This window comes from Thioalkalivibrio sp. (genome assembly GCF_041690275.1).
In the GTDB taxonomy this organism is placed as follows: domain Bacteria; phylum Pseudomonadota; class Gammaproteobacteria; order Ectothiorhodospirales; family Ectothiorhodospiraceae; genus Thioalkalivibrio.
The window spans coordinates 44,310-62,132 of sequence record NZ_JAWLHP010000010.1 but is presented as its reverse complement, the minus strand read 5'-3'; the positions used below and the strand labels follow the sequence as shown (position 1 = coordinate 62,132).

The following is a 17,823-nucleotide window of genomic DNA, read 5'->3' as shown; positions in this document are numbered from 1 at the left end:
GGCACCCAGAGCAACGCCGCATCGCGGCTGGAAGCCGCTCCTACAGGCCCCGCCCTGGTGGGAGCGGCCTCTGGCCGCAACCGTATCGCACTGGCTGCCTTCACCCACTCCGCCCCAGCACCGGCCGCAGCCGCGCGACGGCCTCCTCGAGACGCTCGCGCGGCTGCGTGTAGGCGATGCGGATGTGATCGCGTCCGGAGCCGGGGCTGAAGTCCGTCCCGGGGGTCAGGGCGACCCCGACCTCGTCGAGAATTCGGGCGCACAGGGCCTCCGAGTCGGATCCGTGGGCGCGGCTGTCCGCATAGATGTAGAAGGCGCCCTCGGGGCGGGCGTGCAGCTCGAGGCCGAGCCCGGGGAGCGCCGCGAGCAGGAAGTCGCGCCGCGCCTGCAGCTCACGGACCCGCGCCTGCAACAGGGTCTCGGTCGCGGGCTCGAAGGCGGCCAGCGCAGCCGTCTGGGCCACGGTCGGCGGGGCGACGAAGAGATTCTGCGCCAGCCGTCTGACCGGCTCGATCCAGTCCTCCGGCACCACCATCCAGCCCAGACGCCAGCCGGTCATCGCGTAGTACTTGGAGAAGCTGTTCACGATGACCGCGTCGGGCACCGTCGAGAGCGCGGTGCCGGGCGGCCGGTCGAAGATCAGGCGCCCGTAGATCTCGTCCATGATCAGCACCCCGCCGCGCCCCCGGACCACCTCGGCGATGGCGGTCAACTCCGCCTCCGGGAGCAGCGTTCCGGTGGGGTTCGCGGGCGATGCCAGCATCACCGCGCGGGTCCCGGGACGCCATGCGGCCGCGATCCGGCTCGCGGTGGGCTGGAAGCCCGATTGCGGCGGGACGGGTACCGGGACCGGTTGCCCGCCCAGGGCGGTGACGAACTGGCGGTTGCAGGCGTAACCGGGGTCGGGCAACAGCACCGCGTCGCCTGCATCGGTCCCGGCCGCGAGCGCAAGCAGGATCGCCGCCGAGGCTCCGCTGGTGACGACCACGCGTTCCGGATCGATGCGCAGACCGTAGAGCCTCAGGTAGTCCCCGGCGATCGCGGCGCGCAGTGCACCGGTACCGTGCGCCGGCGTGTACCGGACCACGCCCGCGGCCATGGCCCGTGTTGCCGCCGCAACGACCGGCTCCGGGGTGGGGAAGTCCGGCTCCCCCACCTCCAGGTGGATCACGTCCCGGCCCACGGCCTCCAGGGCCTGGGACCGGGCCAGCACCTGCATCACCCGGAACGGCTCCATCGCGAGGCCCCGCTCCGACAGTCCCGGCGCGAACATCCTCAGCGCTTCTTCACGTGGCGCAGCATGCGCTTGCGCTTGCGCCGCTGCCGTTCCGTGAGCACGTTCCTGCGGCCGGCAAAGGGGTTCCTGCCAGTCCTGAACTCCAGGCGCAACGGGGTTCCGACCAGTCCCAGGTGCTTGCGAAAGAAGTTCTCCAGGAAGCGCTTGTAGCTCGCCGGCAGGGCCTCGGTCTGGTTGCCGTGGATCACGATCACGGGCGGGTTCTGCCCGCCCTGGTGGGCATAGCGCAGCTTGATCCGCCGGTGTCCGACCAGCGGCGGCTGATGTTCGGCCACCGCCGATTCGAGCAGCCGGGAGAGCTGCGGGGTGGAGAGCTCGGCGAAGGCGCTGGCCCAGGCCTCGCGCACGTCCTCGAGCAGGTGTCCGACGTTCGTGCCGTGCAGCGCCGAGATCAGGCGCAGCCGCGCGAAACGCAGGAAACCGAGCCGGCGCTCGAGGTCCCGGCGCACCATCTCGCGGCTATCCGGCTCGAGGCCATCCCACTTGTTCACCGCCAGCACGAGCGCCCTCCCCGCCTCCAGCGCCAGGCCGAGCAGGTGGGCGTCCTGATCCGCGATGCCGGACTGGGCATCGAGCACCATGATCACCACGTGCGCGGCCTCGATCGCCTTCAGCGTCTTGATCACGCTGAATTTCTCCACGGTGTCGTGTACCCGGGCCCGGCGCCGCACGCCGGCCGTGTCGATCAGCGTGTAATCCTGCCCGTCGCGGGTGAAGGGAATGAAGATGCTGTCCCGCGTGGTTCCGGCGATCGGGGTGGCGAGCACGCGCTCAGCGCCCAGCAGCCGGTTGATCAGCGTGGACTTGCCGACGTTCGGACGGCCGATCACCGCGACCCGGATTCCGGGCCAGCGATCCAGTGCCTCCGCCTCTTCTGCCGGGACCGGCCCCTCGCCGCCCGGTTCCGCCTGCTGCAGATCGAGTTCATCGCGCACCCGCTGCATCAGTACCGTGACCCCGCGCCCGTGCACGGCCGCGATCGGCAGGATCGGCCCGAGTCCGAGGGCGTGGAACTCCGCGGTGGCCGAATCGATGTCGAGACCGTCGGTCTTGTTCGCCACCACCAGGGCCCGCACCCCCTCGCTGCGCAGCCCGCGCGCGATCGACTCGTCCAGTGCGGTCAACCCGGCCCGGGCATCCACCATCAGCAGCACCAGGTCGGCCTCGGCGATCGCCTGGCGCGTCTGCCGGGCCATCGCGGCGTCCATGGTCTCTTCCTCGCCCGACAGCCCCCCGGTATCCACCACCATGTACGGGAAGCCACCGGCCCGGCCAATCCCGTACTGGCGATCCCTGGTGAGGCCCGGCAGGTCCGCGACCAGTGCGTCCCTGGAACGCGTGAGCTGGTTGAAGAGTGTGGATTTTCCGACATTGGGCCGCCCGACCAGGGCGATCACCGGAATCATCCCGCCCACCCTGCAGAGGGCTCATGCGCCGGGCGCTGCCGACGCGCCCGGCGTCTGGTCTCAGTCATCGTCCACACGCGCCCGGATCGCGCTGACCCGGCCATCGGCAGAGATGACATAGAGCACCCCGTCGTTCAGCACCGGCCGGGTGACGATCGCACCGGAACCCGGCCGGGTCCGGGCCATGATGCTGCCATCGTCGAGGCTCAGCCAGTGCAGGTAGCCCTGGTAATCCCCGACGACGGCCTGATCGCCGACCGCAACCGGCGCGGTGACACCGCGCAACCGCAGGTCGCGCTGCTGCCAGAGGTCTCCGCCATTGCGCGGATCGAGCCCCCAGATGTGGCTGTCTGCCGCCGTCATCACCAGCACCGCGGACTCCGGATCGATGTCACCCCCCTGGTAGGAGGAGAATTCCCGGGACCAGATCGTGTCCCCGCTGTCCAGCGTGACCGCGACCAGGCGGCCCTGGTAGGTGGCGGCGAAGGCTGCGCCCCGATGGACCGGTATGTAGCCATCGGCATCGATCAGCCGCTCCAGTTCCGAGCGCCCGGAGGGAACCCCGACGGTGGCCTCCCACAGCACGTTGCCCCGACCGGCGCCCAGCATCAGCAGGCGCCCGGTGTCGAAACTGGCCAGCACCCTGCCGGGCAGTATCTGCGGCACCTGTGCGCCTCGCAGGCTCAGCGCGGGTGTGGTGCGCAGCGCCGTCCAGCGGGTGGAGCCCGAGGCCGCGTCCAGGGCGTGCAGCCGGCCGTCGTTGGTCCGTGCAATCACCTGTCCACCCGCCACCGCGGAGACCGCCACCACCTCGCTGGACAGCTGCGTGCGCCAGATCTCGTCGCCGTCGTCGAGATTCACGGCGATCGCCAGGCCCTCGAGTGTCCCGAGCACGGCAATATCGTCCCCGACACCCATGCCCGCGGCGACCTGGACGTCATCCAGGCGCGTATCCCAGCGCGCGCTTCCGGAATCGAGCTCCAGCGCCGTCACGCGACCACGGACATCCGCCACCACGATCAGGTCCTCGGTCACGCCGGGACGCATCTGCCAGAGAAAGCGGTCGCCGCCCCGGCCGATGGACCGGGACCACAGGGTGGTCGGCGTCCCCACCGCGGTGAACTCGGGCAGCGGTGCCGGCGGTTCCGTGGTGTCACGGCTCCACAGGCCGCAGGCGGCAAGGGAGAGAACAAGCGCGGAGACCAGACCGAGACGCAGCGCAGCGGCGATCATGTTCAATGGTGACCCTTGACCTGGCGGTGAGACAGAACCAACACAGCATTGCGCGGCCGGAGTTCAATCTTCGGAATCACGTGTCGGGCCATTGCCGTCAGGCCGCGAGTTCATCGAGCTTCAGACGCAGAAACTCGGTGTCGTGTCCGGCCGCGAGGGCCTCCTCGTAGCGCCGCCGGGCCTCCTCGTTCTCGCCCCGGGCCCGGGCGATGTCGCCGCGGACCTCGGCGCGCAGCCCCGAAAAGGCATCCGAGGTCACATCCGCCAGCACCGCCTCCGCCTCGTCGACGCGTTCCGCAGCCACCAGATGACGCGCCAGGCGCAGCGACATGACCTGGCGATAGCCCGCTTCCACGGCGGCCGAGCGCGCCTGCTCGAGCGCATGAATCGCCCTCTCCGAGTCGTCCTGGCGGACCGCGGCGTCCGCGATCAGCGCCCAGCCCATGGACACATAGGGCGTGCCGCGGCCGTTCTCGGCGAGTTCCGGTGCCAGCGCGGAGGCCTGCGCGAACTGGCCGGCCTCAACATGCGACCGCACCATCATGTACAACTCGGATGCGGCCTCCGCACGGTCCGCCTGGCGATCGGTCCACCAGTTCCAGCCAAAGAGTCCGGCGATGCCCAGTATCACACCGCCGATGACAGCGGATCCGTTGTCGGACCACCACTGCTTGATTCGTTCGCCTTTTTCCTCGTCGGTGAGGTCGCTCATCTGTCCGGTCCTCCGGGTTGTCTCTGAAGCCGCGCCCGCATCAGTGCCGGCAGATCCTGCTGGGCAAGCGTCAGCTGCCCGGCCGCCGAATCGCGCAGCGGCTTCAGCACCACCGTGCCCGCGGCGATCTCGTCGACACCAAGGATAACCGCGTAGCGGGCACCGGTCCTGTCGGCCTTCTTCATCTGCGCCTTCATGCTGCCGCCGCCGCAGTTCAGCGTCAGACGCAGTGTCGGCAGTTCGTCGCGCAGGCGCTCGGCCAGCGCGAAGGCCTCCGGGCCCGCCCCGGCCCCGGCCGGGACGACCAGATAGATATCCGGCCCCACCGGCTCCGATGCCGACCCCTGCGCGAGCAGCAGGGTAACCAGCCGCTCGAGGCCCATCGCGAGCCCGATGGCCGGGGTTGCGCGTCCACCCAGCTGTTCCACCAGGCCGTCGTAGCGCCCCCCCGCACAGACCGTGCCCTGGGCGCCGAGTTCGTCGGTGACCCACTCGAACACCGTGTGGGTGTAGTAGTCGAGCCCGCGCACGAGGCGCGGATTGTGCGTGTAGGCGATGCCCAGGGTGTCGAGATGGGTCAGCAGCATGTCGAAGTGCGCGCGCGATTCCGCGTCGAGATCGTCGAACAGGGTCGGCGCCTCGCGCGCCACCGCAGCGGTGTCGGGATGCTTGCTGTCCAGAAGCCGCAGGGGATTGTCGTAGAGCCGCCGCAGTGCCTCCGGATCCAGCGCCTCCTGGCGGGCCTCAAAATAGGTGATCAGCCGATCACGGTAACGGGCGCGGCTGGCGGGGGTGCCGAGGGTATTGATCTCCAGGCGCAGGTTGCGCAGCCCCAGCGTTCGCCAGAGTCTGGCGGTGAAGGCCAGCAGCTCGGCGTCGACGTCCGGGCCCGGCACCCCGAAGACCTCGATGCCGACCTGATGGAACTGCCGGTAGCGGCCCTTCTGCGGACGCTCGTGCCGGAACATCGGCCCCAGGTACCAGAGCCGCTGCACCTGATTGTGCAGCAGACCGTGCTCGATGCCGGCGCGCACGCAGCCCGCGGTACCCTCCGGCCGCAGGCTCAGCAGATCGCCATTGCGATCCTCGAAGGTGTACATCTCCTTTTCGACGATGTCGGTGACATCGCCGATCGAGCGCGCGAAGAGTTCGGTAAACTCGACCGACGGCAGACGGATCTCCTGGTAACCGTAGGCCTCGAGCTGGCGGCGGATCTGGTGCTCGAGTTCCTGCCACACGTGCACCGTGTCGGGCAGGATGTCGTGCATTCCCCGGATCGATCGAATCGCCTTCATGCCGGTACCGGTGCGCCGGCGCGGCTGTTGTGTGACCGCCGCATCAGTCGGCGCCCAGCGTCAATCGTGCGGTCCGGTCCTCGCGCGTGTATGCCTCCAGGGCCACCGGCCCGCCGTCCCGGCTCACGCGGACCTCGGGTGCATTGCCCAGGATCAACCGCGCCGGCATCTCCACCACGATGCGGCGTTCGTCGCCCGCATGGAAGACGCCCTGCAAGACCACGTCGTCGGCCGCGGAGCGGACTTCGATCCAGGAGGTTCCGTCAAAGGACAGGGTCAGCGTGCTTGGGTCGCCGACCGCGGCAACGCCACCCTGCCCCGAGGGTGGCATCGGCTCCGGAACGGCCGGCATCCCGGGGTCGGCCGGCATGCCCGTCTGCGCTTCCGCGCGCACGCCCGGATCAGGCGCTGGGGCCGCGGTCGTTCCGGCCTCCGGGGTGCCCGGCGCCGGTTCCGTGGCCGGTGCCGGTACTGCCGCCGATGGCTCCAATGGGGGCTCCGGCGCGGGCTCCGGAGCCGGCCCCGGCTCAGGCGCGGGCGCCGCCGGCTCGGCGGGAGCGGCAGGCAGCCCGGGCTCCTGCAGCAAGGGCTCCGGCGGGGCCGGCAACGGGTCGGGTGGCAACGGCTCGCCGACCCGGCCGAGGGCCTCCGGCCCGGGAACCCGCTGCAGTTCCTCCGCCGGCTCCGGCACCATTGGGGTTCCCGACTCCGGCTCGGCCAGCGGCTCGGGCGCAGCGCCTGCGAAGCGCTGGACCTGTTCGCCGAACCAATCCGACAGAGCGGCCGTCGGGGCCTCTCCGTTGCCACCGCTCCAGGTGTAGACGCCAAGGCCGAGGGCCGAGGCGAGGATCGCCGCCACCGTCAGCCCCCAGATACCGCGGCTCAGGCCCCAGCGCCCGGAGGCATCCCGCTGCACGGTGGCCTTGAGGACGGGCTCCGCGTAACCCAGCCCCTCGTAGGACCGGATCCAGGTCTCCGCGTCGTTGTTCAGTTCCCGCGCCACCGTCCGAAGGTAGCCGCGCACATAGGCCGGCGGCATCGCCTCGAAGCGGTTGGCCTCGAGGTCCTCGATGATCCGGCGGGACAGGCGCGTGCGCGAGGCAAGATCGGCGATGGCGATCCCCGCCCGCTCGCGTGCATGCCGCATGGCCGCCCCCGGGTGCCCCGGGGAGGCCTCCTCCATCTCCACTGGCGAGGACTGGGTGCGCGCAGTCAGGCTGCCGACCACCGACACCGGCGGTCCCGGTTCGAGGATGTCATCGCGCCGCTGCCGTACACTGCCGTTCACCCGGGGCGGGGCCTCGTCAGAGGCACCCGATTCCCGCTCACCGGAACCGCCATTGCGCAGGCCCAGCGGCAGGCTGGAGATGTCATCGAGGTCATCCAGCCGGCCGAACACGGGCTCCTTGTCCTTCCGTTCAGCCACGTTCCTGCTCCAGGCGCTGGAGTTCGGCGGCCTCTTCGCTCTCGGCGAAATCCCGCATCAACCGCTGTGCGCAGCGCAGCGCGTCCTCCCGGTTGCCGAGCTGCATCTCGGCCCGATAGCAAAGCAGCAGGGATTCCGGCGTCACCACGTCGAGGGCGCGCAGACGCGACAGGAAGGCGCGGGTCTGAAACGGCCGCCCGTCCTGGTAGGTCAGTCGCGCCATCTCGTAGAGGGCATCCGGAAACCGCGGAGCGATCTCCAGGGCCTCGCGGATCCTGCGCTCGGCGCGCTCCGTCTCCCCGGCCTTCAGGTCACAGACCCCGGCGCCCACCAGTGCCACGTGACGGGCGCGGTATGACGGGTTCGTGCCCGCCTGCTCGAGGAGCGCCCGGCCCTCCGCGACTTCCCCCTGCCGGCAGAGCAGATCGCCAAGGTTCGTCTGCACGTAGGGGTCGTCCGGGTCGAGGGCCAGGGCCTTGCGATAGTGTTCCAGGGCGCGGTCGAGCAAATCCTGGCGTTCGCGCAGCGATGCCATGCCCAGGTGGGCCATCGCCAGTCTCGGATCGAACTGGATCGCTCGCTCCAGGGCCCGCTCGGCCTGCATCAGGTCGTTCTGCCGCAGGTAGCTGATTCCCAGCTCCGCGTTGATCTCCGCGGCCCGGCGCTGGTCCTCGCTCGCCTTCGGCTGCAGCCCGGCACATCCCGCGAGCAGCATGGCCGCGGCCAGCCAGAAGAGCAGCAGCGAAACCAGCCGTCCATGCGGCTTGAGATGCCGACCCGGGGTCAGCAGGATCCGCGGAAGCGAGCGCCGGCGCAGAGTGGCATGGCTGTGGGCGCCGTCGCGCCGTGCATGGATCGAGTCGGCCGATGCGTCCGTGGTGAGGGCCGTGACCGACGTCGTCATGCGCTGGCCCCGGGTTGCACCGGAAGCTCCGCGTGCAGCCTGATCATGCGCGCCGGGCGGTTGCTGCGGTCCATCACCTGGCCGATGAGCTGTCCACAGGCCGCATCGATATCGTCTCCACGGGTGCGCCGGACGATGGTCACGAATCCCGCCTCCGCGAGCAGGCGCTCGAAGGCCCGGACGGCATTCAGCGAGGGGCGCGCGAACGGCGCACCGGGAAACGGGTTGAACGGGATCAGGTTCACCTTGCAGGGGATCTCCCGCAGCAGGTCGATCAGCTGCTGCGCGTGTTCCGGCTGGTCATTGATTCCTGCCAGCAGCACGTATTCGAAGGTCACCCGATGGTGGTGTCCGCCATCGCGCGTGTATCGGCGGCAGGCCTGCAGCAGTTCACGGATGGGGTACTTGCGGTTGATCGGTACCAGCCGGTCCCGCAGCTCATCGTTGGGGGCGTGCAGGCTGACCGCCAGCGCCACATCCGTGACCCCGCCGAGACGGTCGAGCGCCGGCACCAGCCCGGAGGTGCTCACCGTGACCCGACGCTTGCTCAGCCCATAGGCATGGTCATCCAGCATCAGGTCGATCGCCTCCACCAGCGCCTCGAAATTCGCCAGCGGCTCGCCCATGCCCATGAAGACCACGTTGGTGACGGCTCGCGAGCGGCCTTCGGGCACCGGCAACCTCCGGTTCGCCATCCAGATCTGGCCGATGATCTCGTCCGCCGTGAGGTTGCGGTTGAAGCCCTGCTGAGCCGTGGAGCAGAAGGTGCAGTCCAGCGCGCAGCCCACCTGGGACGACACGCAGAGGGTGCCTCGGTCGTCCTCGGGGATGAATACCGTCTCAATGGCATTGCCATCCGCGAGGCGCATCACCCACTTCACGGTGCCGTCGTCCGAGCCCCGTTCCAGCGCGACCTCCGGCGGCCGGACGATGGCCTCCGCGGCAAGATGCTGACGCAGCGCCTTCGAGAGGTCGGTCATCGCGCTGAAATCGGTCACGCCGCGCTGATGGATCCAGCGGACCAGTTGCGTTGCGCGGAATCCGCGCTCGCCCCACCGCTCGAACTGCTCCGCCAGCCGCTGGCGGGACATGCCGAGGAGGTTCAACGGATTGGCGAGAGTTGCTGACATGGCGTCTGGTTTCTGGCCCTCGGCACGATCAGGCGGAACAACGCCCGAGGCGCGTTCCGTATCGTCCCTCCTGCCCGTGGCGGAGGGATGGGAAGAGGAAGCGATCATGCCGACGCGCGACCGGTTTTTCATCCTGCATGACGCCCTTCGGCGCCGCCCTTCCTAGTTTAATCCACCGGCGAAGGAAGCGCATTCGCGATCCGCGCCCCGGAACCCGACTTTTCCAGACCAGCGGGGGAGAGGGCGCACGGCGCCTGCCAGCACCCCGGGATTCCCGGGAGTGGACGGGAACCCCTGGCGAACTCAACGGGTTCGCGGGCAGATGCCGTCGTCGTCGAAGAAGAACGCGATCTCCGTGCGCGCAGTGTCGGGGCCATCCGATCCATGCACGGCATTTTCGTCAATACTGGTCGCGAAGTCCGCGCGGATCGTGCCGGGCGCCGCTTCCTTCGGGTTGGTCGCACCCATGATCTCGCGGTTCCGGGCAATCGCGTCCTCGCCCTCGAGTACCTGGACCATTACCGGTCCGGAGATCATGAACTCGACGAGGTCGGTAAAAAAGGGCCGCTCGCGGTGCACCGCATAGAAACCCTCGGCCTGGTCCCGGGAAAGCTGCAGCATCCGGGCGGCCACGATACGCAGCCCCCCCTTCTCGAAGCGGCTGTAGATCTCCCCGATCACGTTCTTCGCGACGGCATCGGGCTTGATGATGGACAGGGTGCGTTCCTCGGCCACGGACAGTCTCCTGGTAGACGGAATTGGGCTGGGCCGCCCGGGAGGGCGGCCGATGAAGCTGAAATCGCGGAGTAGTCTAGCGGCAGCCCCCTGCCGCGGCAATGAAGGTGACCGGCTCCCGGGGCCTGATCCCACAGGCCGGCGACGCTGCCGGGTGTCGACTCAGCCGCCCCGGGCCTCTGGAGGAGGCGCCGAAGCCTCGCCCACCGGCACGATCGGGATCGTCCGCTGCGAGGGTGGTCCCTGTCGAGCGCCCTCGGCATCGTGCTCCCCGTCCGGGCCGCGCGCCCGGCGGCGCCGCTCGAGCACATCGGCCAGGCTACGGCTGCTGAAGAACTGGTCCATCTGCCGGCTGAGCTCCACCCAGAGGTCGTGGGTAAGACACCGGGAGTCCTGGTTGCAGTTCACCAGCCCACCGCAGCGGGTCACATCGACCGGCTCGTCGACAGCGGAGATCACCTCGGCCACAGAGATCTCCGCGGCAGGCCGGCTCAGCCGGTAGCCGCCGCCCGGTCCCCGGCTGCTGCGCACCAGACCGCGCTTGCGCAGCCGGGAGAAGAGCTGCTCGAGATAGGAGAGCGACAGGCGCTGACGCTCTGCCACGTCTCCCAGCGACACCGGGCCTCCGCCCGAATACAGGGCTACATCGAGAATGGCGGTGACCGCATAGCGGCCCCGGGTCGTCAGTTTCATGGCTCTCCCTGCGGTAATCCCGCAGTGCACATTATCCGGGACCCTGGCGGGCGATCACCTATTTCCCGACGTGTTGCGCGGGGGAATCTCGCGCTCATCCGGTTCCAGGCCCTCCAGGTCGCGCTCCGAGACCGGGTGCATCTCGCCCGCGCCCCCGATGTCGATGCCGGCACCCTTGAGGGCGGCGCTGGTTCGCTCGAGACGTTCGTCGAGCTCGTGCATGTGACCAACGATGCGGTGAATCGCGTTGGCCACGGGATCGGGCATGTCCCGACTCAGGCCATAGGCGTCAAAGCCCATGCGATCGGCCATCGCCTTGAAGCGCGCATCCGGTTCCACCGGCGGCGCAAGCACCCGCGCGGGAATGCCGACCGCGGTGGCCTCGGCGGGCACATCGCGCAGCACCACCGCGTTGGAGCCCACCCGCGCGCGCGCGCCGATGCGCACCGGACCGAGGATCTTGGCCCCGGCACCGACCACCACGCCATCCTCCAGCGTCGGATGGCGCTTCCCCTTGTCCCAGCTCGTGCCGCCCAGCGTAACCTGATGGTACAGCGTGCAGTCGTCCCCGATCTCCGCGGTCTCCCCGATGACCACGCCCATTCCGTGATCGATGAAGAAGCGCCGGCCGATCCGCGCGCCGGGGTGGATCTCGATGCCGGTCAGCAGGCGGGTCACATTGGCCAGTACGCGGGCCAGCCAGCGCAGGCGCAGGCGCCAGAGGCCGTGCGCGGCGCGGTGCAACCAGACCGCCTGCAGGCCCGGATACGTGGTCAGCACCTCGAAGGTGTTGCGCGCGGCGGGATCGCGCTCGAACACGCACTGGATGTCTTCTCTGAGCCTGTGGAACATGGATACGGGGCCCGCGATTCAGGGACGTTACGATATCATGCGGAGCCGGGCGGACGTCCGCCGCCGCGCTCGGTGTGGGTCAGGATGCCGCGCAGGATCCGGACCTCGCTGGCACTCAGTCCGGCGCGCAGATAGAGATGCCGCAGGCGCCGCATCAGGTGTCGCGGCTTCTCCGGGTCCAGGAACTCGATCCGGATCAGCGCCCGCAGGTAATGGTCGAACAGGGCCTCCAGCTCGGACTGCGTCGCCGGCGGGTCCGGGTCGTAGCCGGGCGGCGACGCCGGCACCTGCTCGAGCGCAGCCACGCGGCAGCTGTAGGCCAGCACCTGCACCGCCGCGGCCAGATTCAGGGAACTGAAGGCGGGGTTGGTCGGAATCTGCACCAGGGCGTTGCAGCAGTCCAGCTCCTCGTTGGACAGCCCGCTGCTCTCGCGGCCGAAGACCAGGGCAACCGTGCCGCGCTCCGCCCGATCGACCAGGTCCCGGGCGGCGGCCGCCGGATCCACCGCCGGAACGGAGTGGCCCCGCCGGCGGGCACTGGTGCCCACCACCCAGACACAATCCGCGACCGCCTCTGCGAGGCCTGGGAGCACGCGGGCCGCGGTCAGCAGGTCATCCGCGCCGGCGGCCAGCGTGGTGGCCTCGGCCGACGGGAACCGCGCCGGATCGACCAGGACCAGGTCCGCAAGACCCATGGTCTTCATCGCGCGCGCCGCCGACCCGATATTCCCCGGATGGGTGGTGCCGACGAGGATCACGCGGATACGGGAGAGTGCTTCAGACATGCCGGGCTCCGAATGCGACAGGGCGATGAACGGTTCCGGGCATTATCGGCCTTGCGGCCGCGCACGTCCCGTCCCGCCATCGTCCCGGCACGCGATCGCCGACCGGGCCGGTGCATCCCGTGGCGTGGTGCGGATTTGGATCCCCGGGAGGCACGACGCGATAGAATTCGCAGCCATGACCGAAGGATCCTCACAAGCCGTGGCCGTGGATGCCGAGATCCGCTGCATCACCTTCGATCTCGACGACACCCTGTGGCCGGTGATGCCGGCGATCCATCGCGCCGAGGCCCGCTTCTACGAGTGGCTGCGTGTCAACGCGCCGCAGGTGTGCGAGCGCTACAGTCCCGAGGCCCTGGTCGCCGCCCGCGGCGCCTTCATCCGGTCGGCACCCACATCCGAGCGGCACGATCTCACCGGCCTGCGCAAGCGCTGGCTGCGCGGTATTGCCGAGGAGACGGGGGCCTGCCCGGAGCGCATCAGCTCCGAGGGCTTCGAGGTCTTCTGGATCGCGCGCAACGAGGTCGAACCGGATCCCGAGGCCGCCTCCGTCCTGGAGGTGCTGTCGCGCCACTTCCGGCTCGGTGCGATCAGCAATGGCAACGCCGACGTCTTCCGGACGCCGCTCGGCCGCTACTTCGATTTCGCGGTCCCGGCGGCCGAGGCGGGCGCGGCGAAGCCCGACCCGGCGATCTTCCGCGCCGCGGTCCGGCGCGCCGGCGTCGCGGTCGAGTCCATGCTCCACATCGGCGACGATCCGCTCTGCGACGTGCTGGGTGCGCGCAAGGCCGGCATGCGCGCGGGCTGGTTCAACCCGCACACCACCGCCTGGCCGCACGACGCCCCCGGACCCGAATTCGCCTTCGGGCGCCTGGGCCAGATCCCGATCCGGCTCGGCCTGGTCAGACCCGCACCGTTGCGCCCATGAGCGCCTCCAGTCGCTCGACATCCTCCGGCGTGTCCACGCCCGGGGGCACGCCCAGGTCCACCGAGCCCACCTGAATCCACGCACCGAGCGCCAGCGCCCGCAGCTGCTCGAGCTGTTCGAGGCGCTCCAGCCGCGCGGGCGGCTCGGCGGTGAGCCGGCGCAGGAAACCCGCGCGGTAGGCGTACAGGCCGAGGTGCCGGCGCGCCAGCGACAGATCCGGTGCCTGCCCGAGCCGGTGCGCCTCCCGGTCCCAGGGGATCGGCGCGCGCGAGAAGTACAGGGCCCGCCCGGAGGCATCGGTCACCAGCTTCACCTGGTTGGGATCGTGCAGATCCCCGACAGCGCGGATCGGCACGCCCAGGGTCGCCATGTCCGCCCCGGGATGGCGCTCCAGCAGCGATGCCAGTTCATCCAGCAGGCTGCCCGGCGTCAGCGGCTCGTCTCCCTGCAGGTTCACCACGCAGGTGGCGTCGGACCAGCCCTCCTCCGCCGCAACCGCCGCGATCCGGTCGGTTCCCGAAGGCAGATCGGCCGGCGTCCACCGCGCCTCGGCACCGGCCTGGCGCGCGGCCTCGAGCACCCGCTCGTCGTCGCTGGCGACGATCACCTGCCGTGCCGCGCTCTCCCGCGCCCGGGCGACCACGTGCGCGATCAGGGGCCTTCCCGCAATCGCGATCAACGGCTTCCCCGGCAACCGGCTGGACGCCATCCGCGCGGGGATCACCACCATGAATCCGTGTTCAGTCATATGCAATCCGGGTCTTTGGTGGGCACACTTCGTTTTGCCCACCCTGCAGCTGTCCCCGGCCCTCTGACCGTCGAGGCGCCGGAGGGTGGGCGCTGCGGGCGGGTGTCGGCAGCAGGGATGCTGCCGTCAAGCCTACACGGATGTATTCACGGCGTCCCGCCGGCAGGAGCGCCCCTGCGATTCCGCCCCGGAACGCAGCTCACTTCCCGCGCCAGCGTTCCTTTTCCTCCTCCGAGAGCACGCGGGCCTCGTCTTCGAGCATCACCGGGATGTCGTCCCGGATCGGATAGGCCAGGCCGGCGGAGACCGAGATCAGTTCCTGTGCCTCGCGGTCGTAGTGGAGCGGGCCCTTGGTGACCGGGCAGACGAGAATATCGAGCAGGCGCTTGTCCATCTTGTGTTACCCCAGGTATTTGAGCCGAATGGATGTCTCGAGGCGGTGCAGCAGCGCCTGTTCCAGGCCGGCCTCGGGCTGTGCCGAGACCGGCCAGTACCAGTGCCGCTCATCGGCGAAGTCCCGGCATTTTACGGCATCCTTCTCGGTCATCAGTACCGGGGCCTGATCGTCGAAGACAATGTCCCGCGCCCGAAAGCGGTGGTGATCGGGGAAGGGATGCGGCACCACGGCGATGCCTGCCGCCTCGAGGGCGTCGAAAAACCGCTCGGGATCGGCGATTCCCGCCACTGCGTGGGCGACCTGTCCGGCCAGTTCCTGCAGGGGCCGCGTGGAGGCCGGGCGATCCACCCGGCGCAGCAACGTCGATGGCGCCAGGTGCATGCGGTACTCGCCAGGCTGGGGGTCCCCGCCCGTGACCACCACGAAATCGGCCCGTTCGGCGGCCGAACGGGGCTCGCGCAACGGACCGGCGGGGAGGCACAGACCGTTGCCGAACCGGCGCCGGCCATCAACCATCAGGATGCTGATGTCCCTTGGCAGTCGGTGATGCTGCAGCCCATCGTCGGAGATCACCACGTCCACGCCCTGTTGCTCGGCCAGCGCGCGGGCCGCCCGCACACGGTCGCGGTCCACCCAGACCGGCAACGCGGTGCGCCGTGCCAGCATGATCGGCTCGTCCCCGACCGTGGCCGGGTCGGCGCCCGGACCCACCAGCACGCTGGCGGCCCCGTTGCGACGTCCGTAGCCACGGCTGACGATTCCCGGTCGATAGCCGGCATCCCGCAGCCGCCCCGCGAGCCACGCGGTCATGGGCGTCTTCCCGCTGCCGCCCACTGTGAGATTGCCGATGACGATCACCGCCTTCACTGGCAGGAAGACGGTGCGCTGGACCTCCTCCAGCCGGTTGCGCTTCCAGTTCGCGATCCCCGCGTAGATCAGCGACAGCGGAAACATGGCCGCGGCAAAGGGACCGCGCCGGCTCCACTGGCGCCACAGCCACCGCTCTACCACATCCACACCCGGTCCATCAGGGCCGTGAGGTTTGCATCGACTTGACGCCGTTCCTCCCAGAACCGCCGGCGCCCCGCGTCACCCCGCCTCCGGCGCAGGGCCTCGTCGCCCCGCAGTTCCTGCCAGTGGCCGGTGACCCCGGCCGGGGCCGGGAGAAGTGCCACCGGCAGGCCGTCGACGTCTGCCTGTGCGCCGAGACTCAGTGCCGAACCCGCGGCCAGGGCCTGCCAGAGCGCGTGGCGTCCGGGATATGCGAGATGCACGCCGTGGGCCGCGCTTGCCGCCGCGGCATACCAGCGGGGGTCATCCACGTGCAGCAGGGTCCCTCCCGGCAGGCCCGTGCGATCCCAGGCACTGGCCTTCAGCGTGGCCTCGGCGGGAGACACACCACCCTCGAGGCTCACCATCAGGATGTCGTCGCCGGACGGCGGCCATGCCTGCCACGCCTCCAGCCACGCCGGCCATTGTGCAGCCGTGCCGTGCCACCACCACAGGTGCCGTTCACCGCCCCCCGCGAGGCTGCGGAGCACTACGTCGGCCTGGGCCTCGGCAAAGCGCGCCTGAGGATCCGCGGCCGGCATCAGCTCGCCGGCCTGCCCCGTTTCCTGCCAGCCGGCGCGATCCGCCGCGGACAGAGGCCAGGCCACGGCGACGGGGGCGGTGGCGGCACCACCGACGACGGCCACCGGCGCCAGTGTCCTCCGCAGCAGGTTCTCCGGCGGCGTCGATTCCGCGACGATGATGCCGCAGGGCTGAAAGCGATCCAGCACCCGGGTCACTACGCTCGGCCGGTCGCAGGGACCGTACCCGATCCCGACCCTCGGCCAGGGCTGCAGCAGGCGGGTGAGCAGCGCCGGATCGTCCTCCTCGAAGGTCAGCACCACTCGCACGTCGCGGCGCCGGTCGCGAACCGCACCCAGCAGCTCCACGCCGAGCCGGAGCGAATCCGGGCCGGCACCGGCCTTGATCCAGACCACGCGGCCGCGTCCCTCCGGCGGTGTCAGGAAGCCGAGGCGGGCACGCGCACGGTGACCCTCGCCCTGGCGGTAGTCGCGCACCAGCGCACGCCATACCGCCCCGAACGCCGCGCTGTAACCGGGATCCGATTTCAATGGAGCGGGCTCCGGGACCGCGGTTGCGGGCCGTGCCGCCACGTGGTCGGGGTGCCGGACGCGCATCCGGCGCGAACGGTCCGGCCCGGTGTCCGCGGACTACTCTGCATCCGGTCCGGTTCCGACCGTCGCAATCGAGACCGCGGTGACGCCAAGCCGGCCCACCACGTCCAGTGCAGTGACCACCGACTGGTGGGTCGTGCCGGCATCCGCCCGGATCAGCACGGGATCCTCGGGCCGATCAGCGAGCGCCTGCTCCACCGCCCGTTCCAGGGTCTCGGGACGGCGGTTCACCAGCTCGCGGTCATCGACGTAGTACTGCCCCGTGGCATCGATCAGGATGTCGACCCACGCGCGTTCGGTGGCCACCGGCTCACGCTCGGCGGATGGAAGCTGCAGCTGGATGTCGGCGTGGCGATCGAAGGTGGTGGAGACCATGAAGAAGATCAGCAGCAGGAACACCACGTCGATCAGCGGCGTGAGATTGATCCCCGCCTCGTCGGTGCGTGGCCTGCGGAAGTTCATGTGACCGGACCCGCCCCGGAGGCGCTGCGCTCGCCGTGGATCACCTCGACCAGCTTCACGGCCTCCATCTCCATCTCCAGCACGAGTTCGTCGACCCGGCCGCGGAAATAGCGGTGGAAGATCAGTGTCGGAATCGCGACGCCAATGCCCGCGGCGGTGGTCACCAGGGCCTGCGAGATGCCCCCGGCGAGATCACGCGGGCTGCCGACACCGACGTCGGTGATCACGGTGAAGACCTCGATCATCCCCACCACGGTGCCGAGCAGCCCCAGCAGCGGCGTGATCATCGCGATCGTCCCGAGGGTATTCAGGAAGCGCTCCAGTTCGTATGCGACCCGCCGCCCGGTCTCCTCGATGGTCTCCTTCATCACCTCGCGCGAACGGTCCTGTGCCGCCAGTCCGGCCGCCAGCACCCGACCCAGCGGGGACCGTGCGCGCAGCCGCTGCAGCTGCATGTCGGCATCGGGCCCGCCGCCACGAACCTGCTCCCAGACCGTCAGCAGCAGTCCCCGGGGGACCACCCGCGAGCGGCGCAGCGACCAGAGGCGTTCCAGCACAATGGCCATTGCAATCACCGAACACAGCAGGATCGGCACCATCAGCCAACCGCCCGCCCTCACGATCTCCAGCATACCGA

At 70.0% G+C, this 17,823-nt stretch carries 19 protein-coding genes; 1 reads left to right on the top strand and 18 read right to left on the bottom strand.

Annotation, left to right across the window (positions count from 1 at the left end; all coding sequences use genetic code 11):
* Positions 1-100: 100 nt before the first annotated feature.
* The 12 genes from ACESMN_RS03305 to ACESMN_RS03250 form a co-directional block, all read right to left on the bottom strand.
* Positions 101-1,273, bottom strand: a complete 1,173-nt coding sequence (locus ACESMN_RS03305) for an aminotransferase class I/II-fold pyridoxal phosphate-dependent enzyme (protein ID WP_373052158.1) — start codon at positions 1,271-1,273, stop codon at positions 101-103.
* A 2-nt stretch (positions 1,274-1,275) separates the two neighbouring features.
* On the bottom strand, positions 1,276-2,703 hold the full coding sequence (der, locus tag ACESMN_RS03300) for a ribosome biogenesis GTPase Der (protein ID WP_373052157.1): 1,428 nt from the start codon (positions 2,701-2,703) through the stop codon (positions 1,276-1,278).
* Positions 2,704-2,763: 60 nt separating this feature from the next.
* Positions 2,764-3,921, bottom strand: coding sequence for an outer membrane protein assembly factor BamB (bamB, locus tag ACESMN_RS03295; RefSeq protein ID WP_373052161.1), 1,158 nt, complete (start codon positions 3,919-3,921; stop codon positions 2,764-2,766).
* A 112-nt stretch (positions 3,922-4,033) separates the two neighbouring features.
* Positions 4,034-4,648 carry a YfgM family protein gene (locus ACESMN_RS03290; protein ID WP_373052156.1) on the bottom strand — a complete coding sequence of 205 codons (615 nt, stop codon included), beginning with the start codon at positions 4,646-4,648 and terminating at the stop codon, positions 4,034-4,036.
* Positions 4,645-5,943 carry a histidine--tRNA ligase gene (hisS, locus tag ACESMN_RS03285; protein WP_373052155.1) on the bottom strand — a complete coding sequence of 433 codons (1,299 nt, stop codon included), beginning with the start codon at positions 5,941-5,943 and terminating at the stop codon, positions 4,645-4,647. The genes ACESMN_RS03290 and hisS overlap by 4 nt, the downstream gene beginning before the upstream one ends.
* A 43-nt stretch (positions 5,944-5,986) precedes the next feature.
* Entirely contained in the window at positions 5,987-7,369 is a 1,383-nt protein-coding gene (locus tag ACESMN_RS03280) for a helix-turn-helix domain-containing protein (RefSeq protein WP_373052154.1), read from the bottom strand.
* Positions 7,362-8,084 (bottom strand): type IV pilus biogenesis/stability protein PilW, encoded by a 723-nt coding sequence (gene pilW, locus ACESMN_RS03275; protein WP_373052160.1) that lies wholly within the window; start codon positions 8,082-8,084, stop codon positions 7,362-7,364. Before pilW ends, ACESMN_RS03280 begins: the two co-directional genes overlap by 8 nt.
* 185 nt (positions 8,085-8,269) lie before the next feature.
* On the bottom strand, positions 8,270-9,403 hold the full coding sequence (gene rlmN, locus ACESMN_RS03270; RefSeq protein WP_373052153.1) for a 23S rRNA (adenine(2503)-C(2))-methyltransferase RlmN: 1,134 nt from the start codon (positions 9,401-9,403) through the stop codon (positions 8,270-8,272).
* A 303-nt stretch (positions 9,404-9,706) separates the two neighbouring features.
* Entirely contained in the window at positions 9,707-10,138 is a 432-nt protein-coding gene (gene ndk / locus ACESMN_RS03265) for a nucleoside-diphosphate kinase (RefSeq protein WP_373052152.1), read from the bottom strand.
* Between the two features lie 162 nt (positions 10,139-10,300).
* Positions 10,301-10,831 (bottom strand): Rrf2 family transcriptional regulator, encoded by a 531-nt coding sequence (locus ACESMN_RS03260; RefSeq protein ID WP_373052151.1) that lies wholly within the window; start codon positions 10,829-10,831, stop codon positions 10,301-10,303.
* Between the two features lie 54 nt (positions 10,832-10,885).
* On the bottom strand, positions 10,886-11,683 hold the full coding sequence (gene cysE / locus ACESMN_RS03255) for a serine O-acetyltransferase (protein ID WP_373052150.1): 798 nt from the start codon (positions 11,681-11,683) through the stop codon (positions 10,886-10,888).
* Positions 11,684-11,718: 35 nt separating this feature from the next.
* Positions 11,719-12,468: an RNA methyltransferase gene (locus ACESMN_RS03250; RefSeq protein ID WP_373052149.1), complete on the bottom strand. Its 750-nt coding sequence runs from the start codon at positions 12,466-12,468 to the stop codon at positions 11,719-11,721.
* A 175-nt stretch (positions 12,469-12,643) separates the two neighbouring features.
* Between ACESMN_RS03250 and ACESMN_RS03245 the strand changes: the two genes are divergently transcribed.
* Complete coding sequence (locus ACESMN_RS03245) at positions 12,644-13,393, top strand: HAD family hydrolase (protein ID WP_373052148.1); 750 nt, start codon at positions 12,644-12,646, stop codon at positions 13,391-13,393.
* Here the strand turns inward: ACESMN_RS03245 and kdsB are convergent.
* The 6 genes from kdsB to ACESMN_RS03215 form a co-directional block, all read right to left on the bottom strand.
* Positions 13,368-14,141, bottom strand: coding sequence for a 3-deoxy-manno-octulosonate cytidylyltransferase (gene kdsB / locus ACESMN_RS03240; RefSeq protein ID WP_373052147.1), 774 nt, complete (start codon positions 14,139-14,141; stop codon positions 13,368-13,370). The two genes, ACESMN_RS03245 and kdsB, sit on opposite strands and share 26 nt — an antisense overlap.
* A 199-nt stretch (positions 14,142-14,340) precedes the next feature.
* Positions 14,341-14,535 carry a Trm112 family protein gene (locus tag ACESMN_RS03235; protein WP_373052146.1) on the bottom strand — a complete coding sequence of 65 codons (195 nt, stop codon included), beginning with the start codon at positions 14,533-14,535 and terminating at the stop codon, positions 14,341-14,343.
* Between the two features lie 6 nt (positions 14,536-14,541).
* Positions 14,542-15,555, bottom strand: a complete 1,014-nt coding sequence (gene lpxK, locus ACESMN_RS03230; RefSeq protein ID WP_373052145.1) for a tetraacyldisaccharide 4'-kinase — start codon at positions 15,553-15,555, stop codon at positions 14,542-14,544.
* Positions 15,543-16,661: a glycosyltransferase N-terminal domain-containing protein gene (locus tag ACESMN_RS03225; RefSeq protein WP_373052144.1), complete on the bottom strand. Its 1,119-nt coding sequence runs from the start codon at positions 16,659-16,661 to the stop codon at positions 15,543-15,545. The genes lpxK and ACESMN_RS03225 overlap by 13 nt, the downstream gene beginning before the upstream one ends.
* 99 nt (positions 16,662-16,760) lie before the next feature.
* Complete coding sequence (locus ACESMN_RS03220; protein WP_373052143.1) at positions 16,761-17,186, bottom strand: ExbD/TolR family protein; 426 nt, start codon at positions 17,184-17,186, stop codon at positions 16,761-16,763.
* On the bottom strand, positions 17,183-17,818 hold the full coding sequence (locus tag ACESMN_RS03215) for a MotA/TolQ/ExbB proton channel family protein (RefSeq protein WP_373052142.1): 636 nt from the start codon (positions 17,816-17,818) through the stop codon (positions 17,183-17,185). Before ACESMN_RS03215 ends, ACESMN_RS03220 begins: the two co-directional genes overlap by 4 nt.
* Positions 17,819-17,823: the final 5 nt, after the last annotated feature.

Coding starts and splice junctions, on each gene's coding strand:
- ACESMN_RS03220 (WP_373052143.1), bottom strand. CDS start 17,186: ATGAACTTCCGCAGGCCACGCACCGACGAGGCGGGGATCAATCTCACG.
- hisS (WP_373052155.1), bottom strand. CDS start 5,943: ATGAAGGCGATTCGATCGATCCGGGGAATGCACGACATCCTGCCCGAC.
- ACESMN_RS03250 (WP_373052149.1), bottom strand. CDS start 12,468: ATGTCTGAAGCACTCTCCCGTATCCGCGTGATCCTCGTCGGCACCACC.
- ACESMN_RS03215 (WP_373052142.1), bottom strand. CDS start 17,818: ATGCTGGAGATCGTGAGGGCGGGCGGTTGGCTGATGGTGCCGATCCTG.
- ACESMN_RS03260 (WP_373052151.1), bottom strand. CDS start 10,831: ATGAAACTGACGACCCGGGGCCGCTATGCGGTCACCGCCATTCTCGAT.
- pilW (WP_373052160.1), bottom strand. CDS start 8,084: ATGCTGCTCGCGGGATGTGCCGGGCTGCAGCCGAAGGCGAGCGAGGAC.
- cysE (WP_373052150.1), bottom strand. CDS start 11,683: ATGTTCCACAGGCTCAGAGAAGACATCCAGTGCGTGTTCGAGCGCGAT.
- ACESMN_RS03305 (WP_373052158.1), bottom strand. CDS start 1,273: ATGTTCGCGCCGGGACTGTCGGAGCGGGGCCTCGCGATGGAGCCGTTC.
- ACESMN_RS03290 (WP_373052156.1), bottom strand. CDS start 4,648: ATGAGCGACCTCACCGACGAGGAAAAAGGCGAACGAATCAAGCAGTGG.
- kdsB (WP_373052147.1), bottom strand. CDS start 14,141: ATGACTGAACACGGATTCATGGTGGTGATCCCCGCGCGGATGGCGTCC.
- ACESMN_RS03245 (WP_373052148.1), top strand. CDS start 12,644: ATGACCGAAGGATCCTCACAAGCCGTGGCCGTGGATGCCGAGATCCGC.
- der (WP_373052157.1), bottom strand. CDS start 2,703: ATGATTCCGGTGATCGCCCTGGTCGGGCGGCCCAATGTCGGAAAATCC.
- rlmN (WP_373052153.1), bottom strand. CDS start 9,403: ATGTCAGCAACTCTCGCCAATCCGTTGAACCTCCTCGGCATGTCCCGC.
- ACESMN_RS03235 (WP_373052146.1), bottom strand. CDS start 14,535: ATGGACAAGCGCCTGCTCGATATTCTCGTCTGCCCGGTCACCAAGGGC.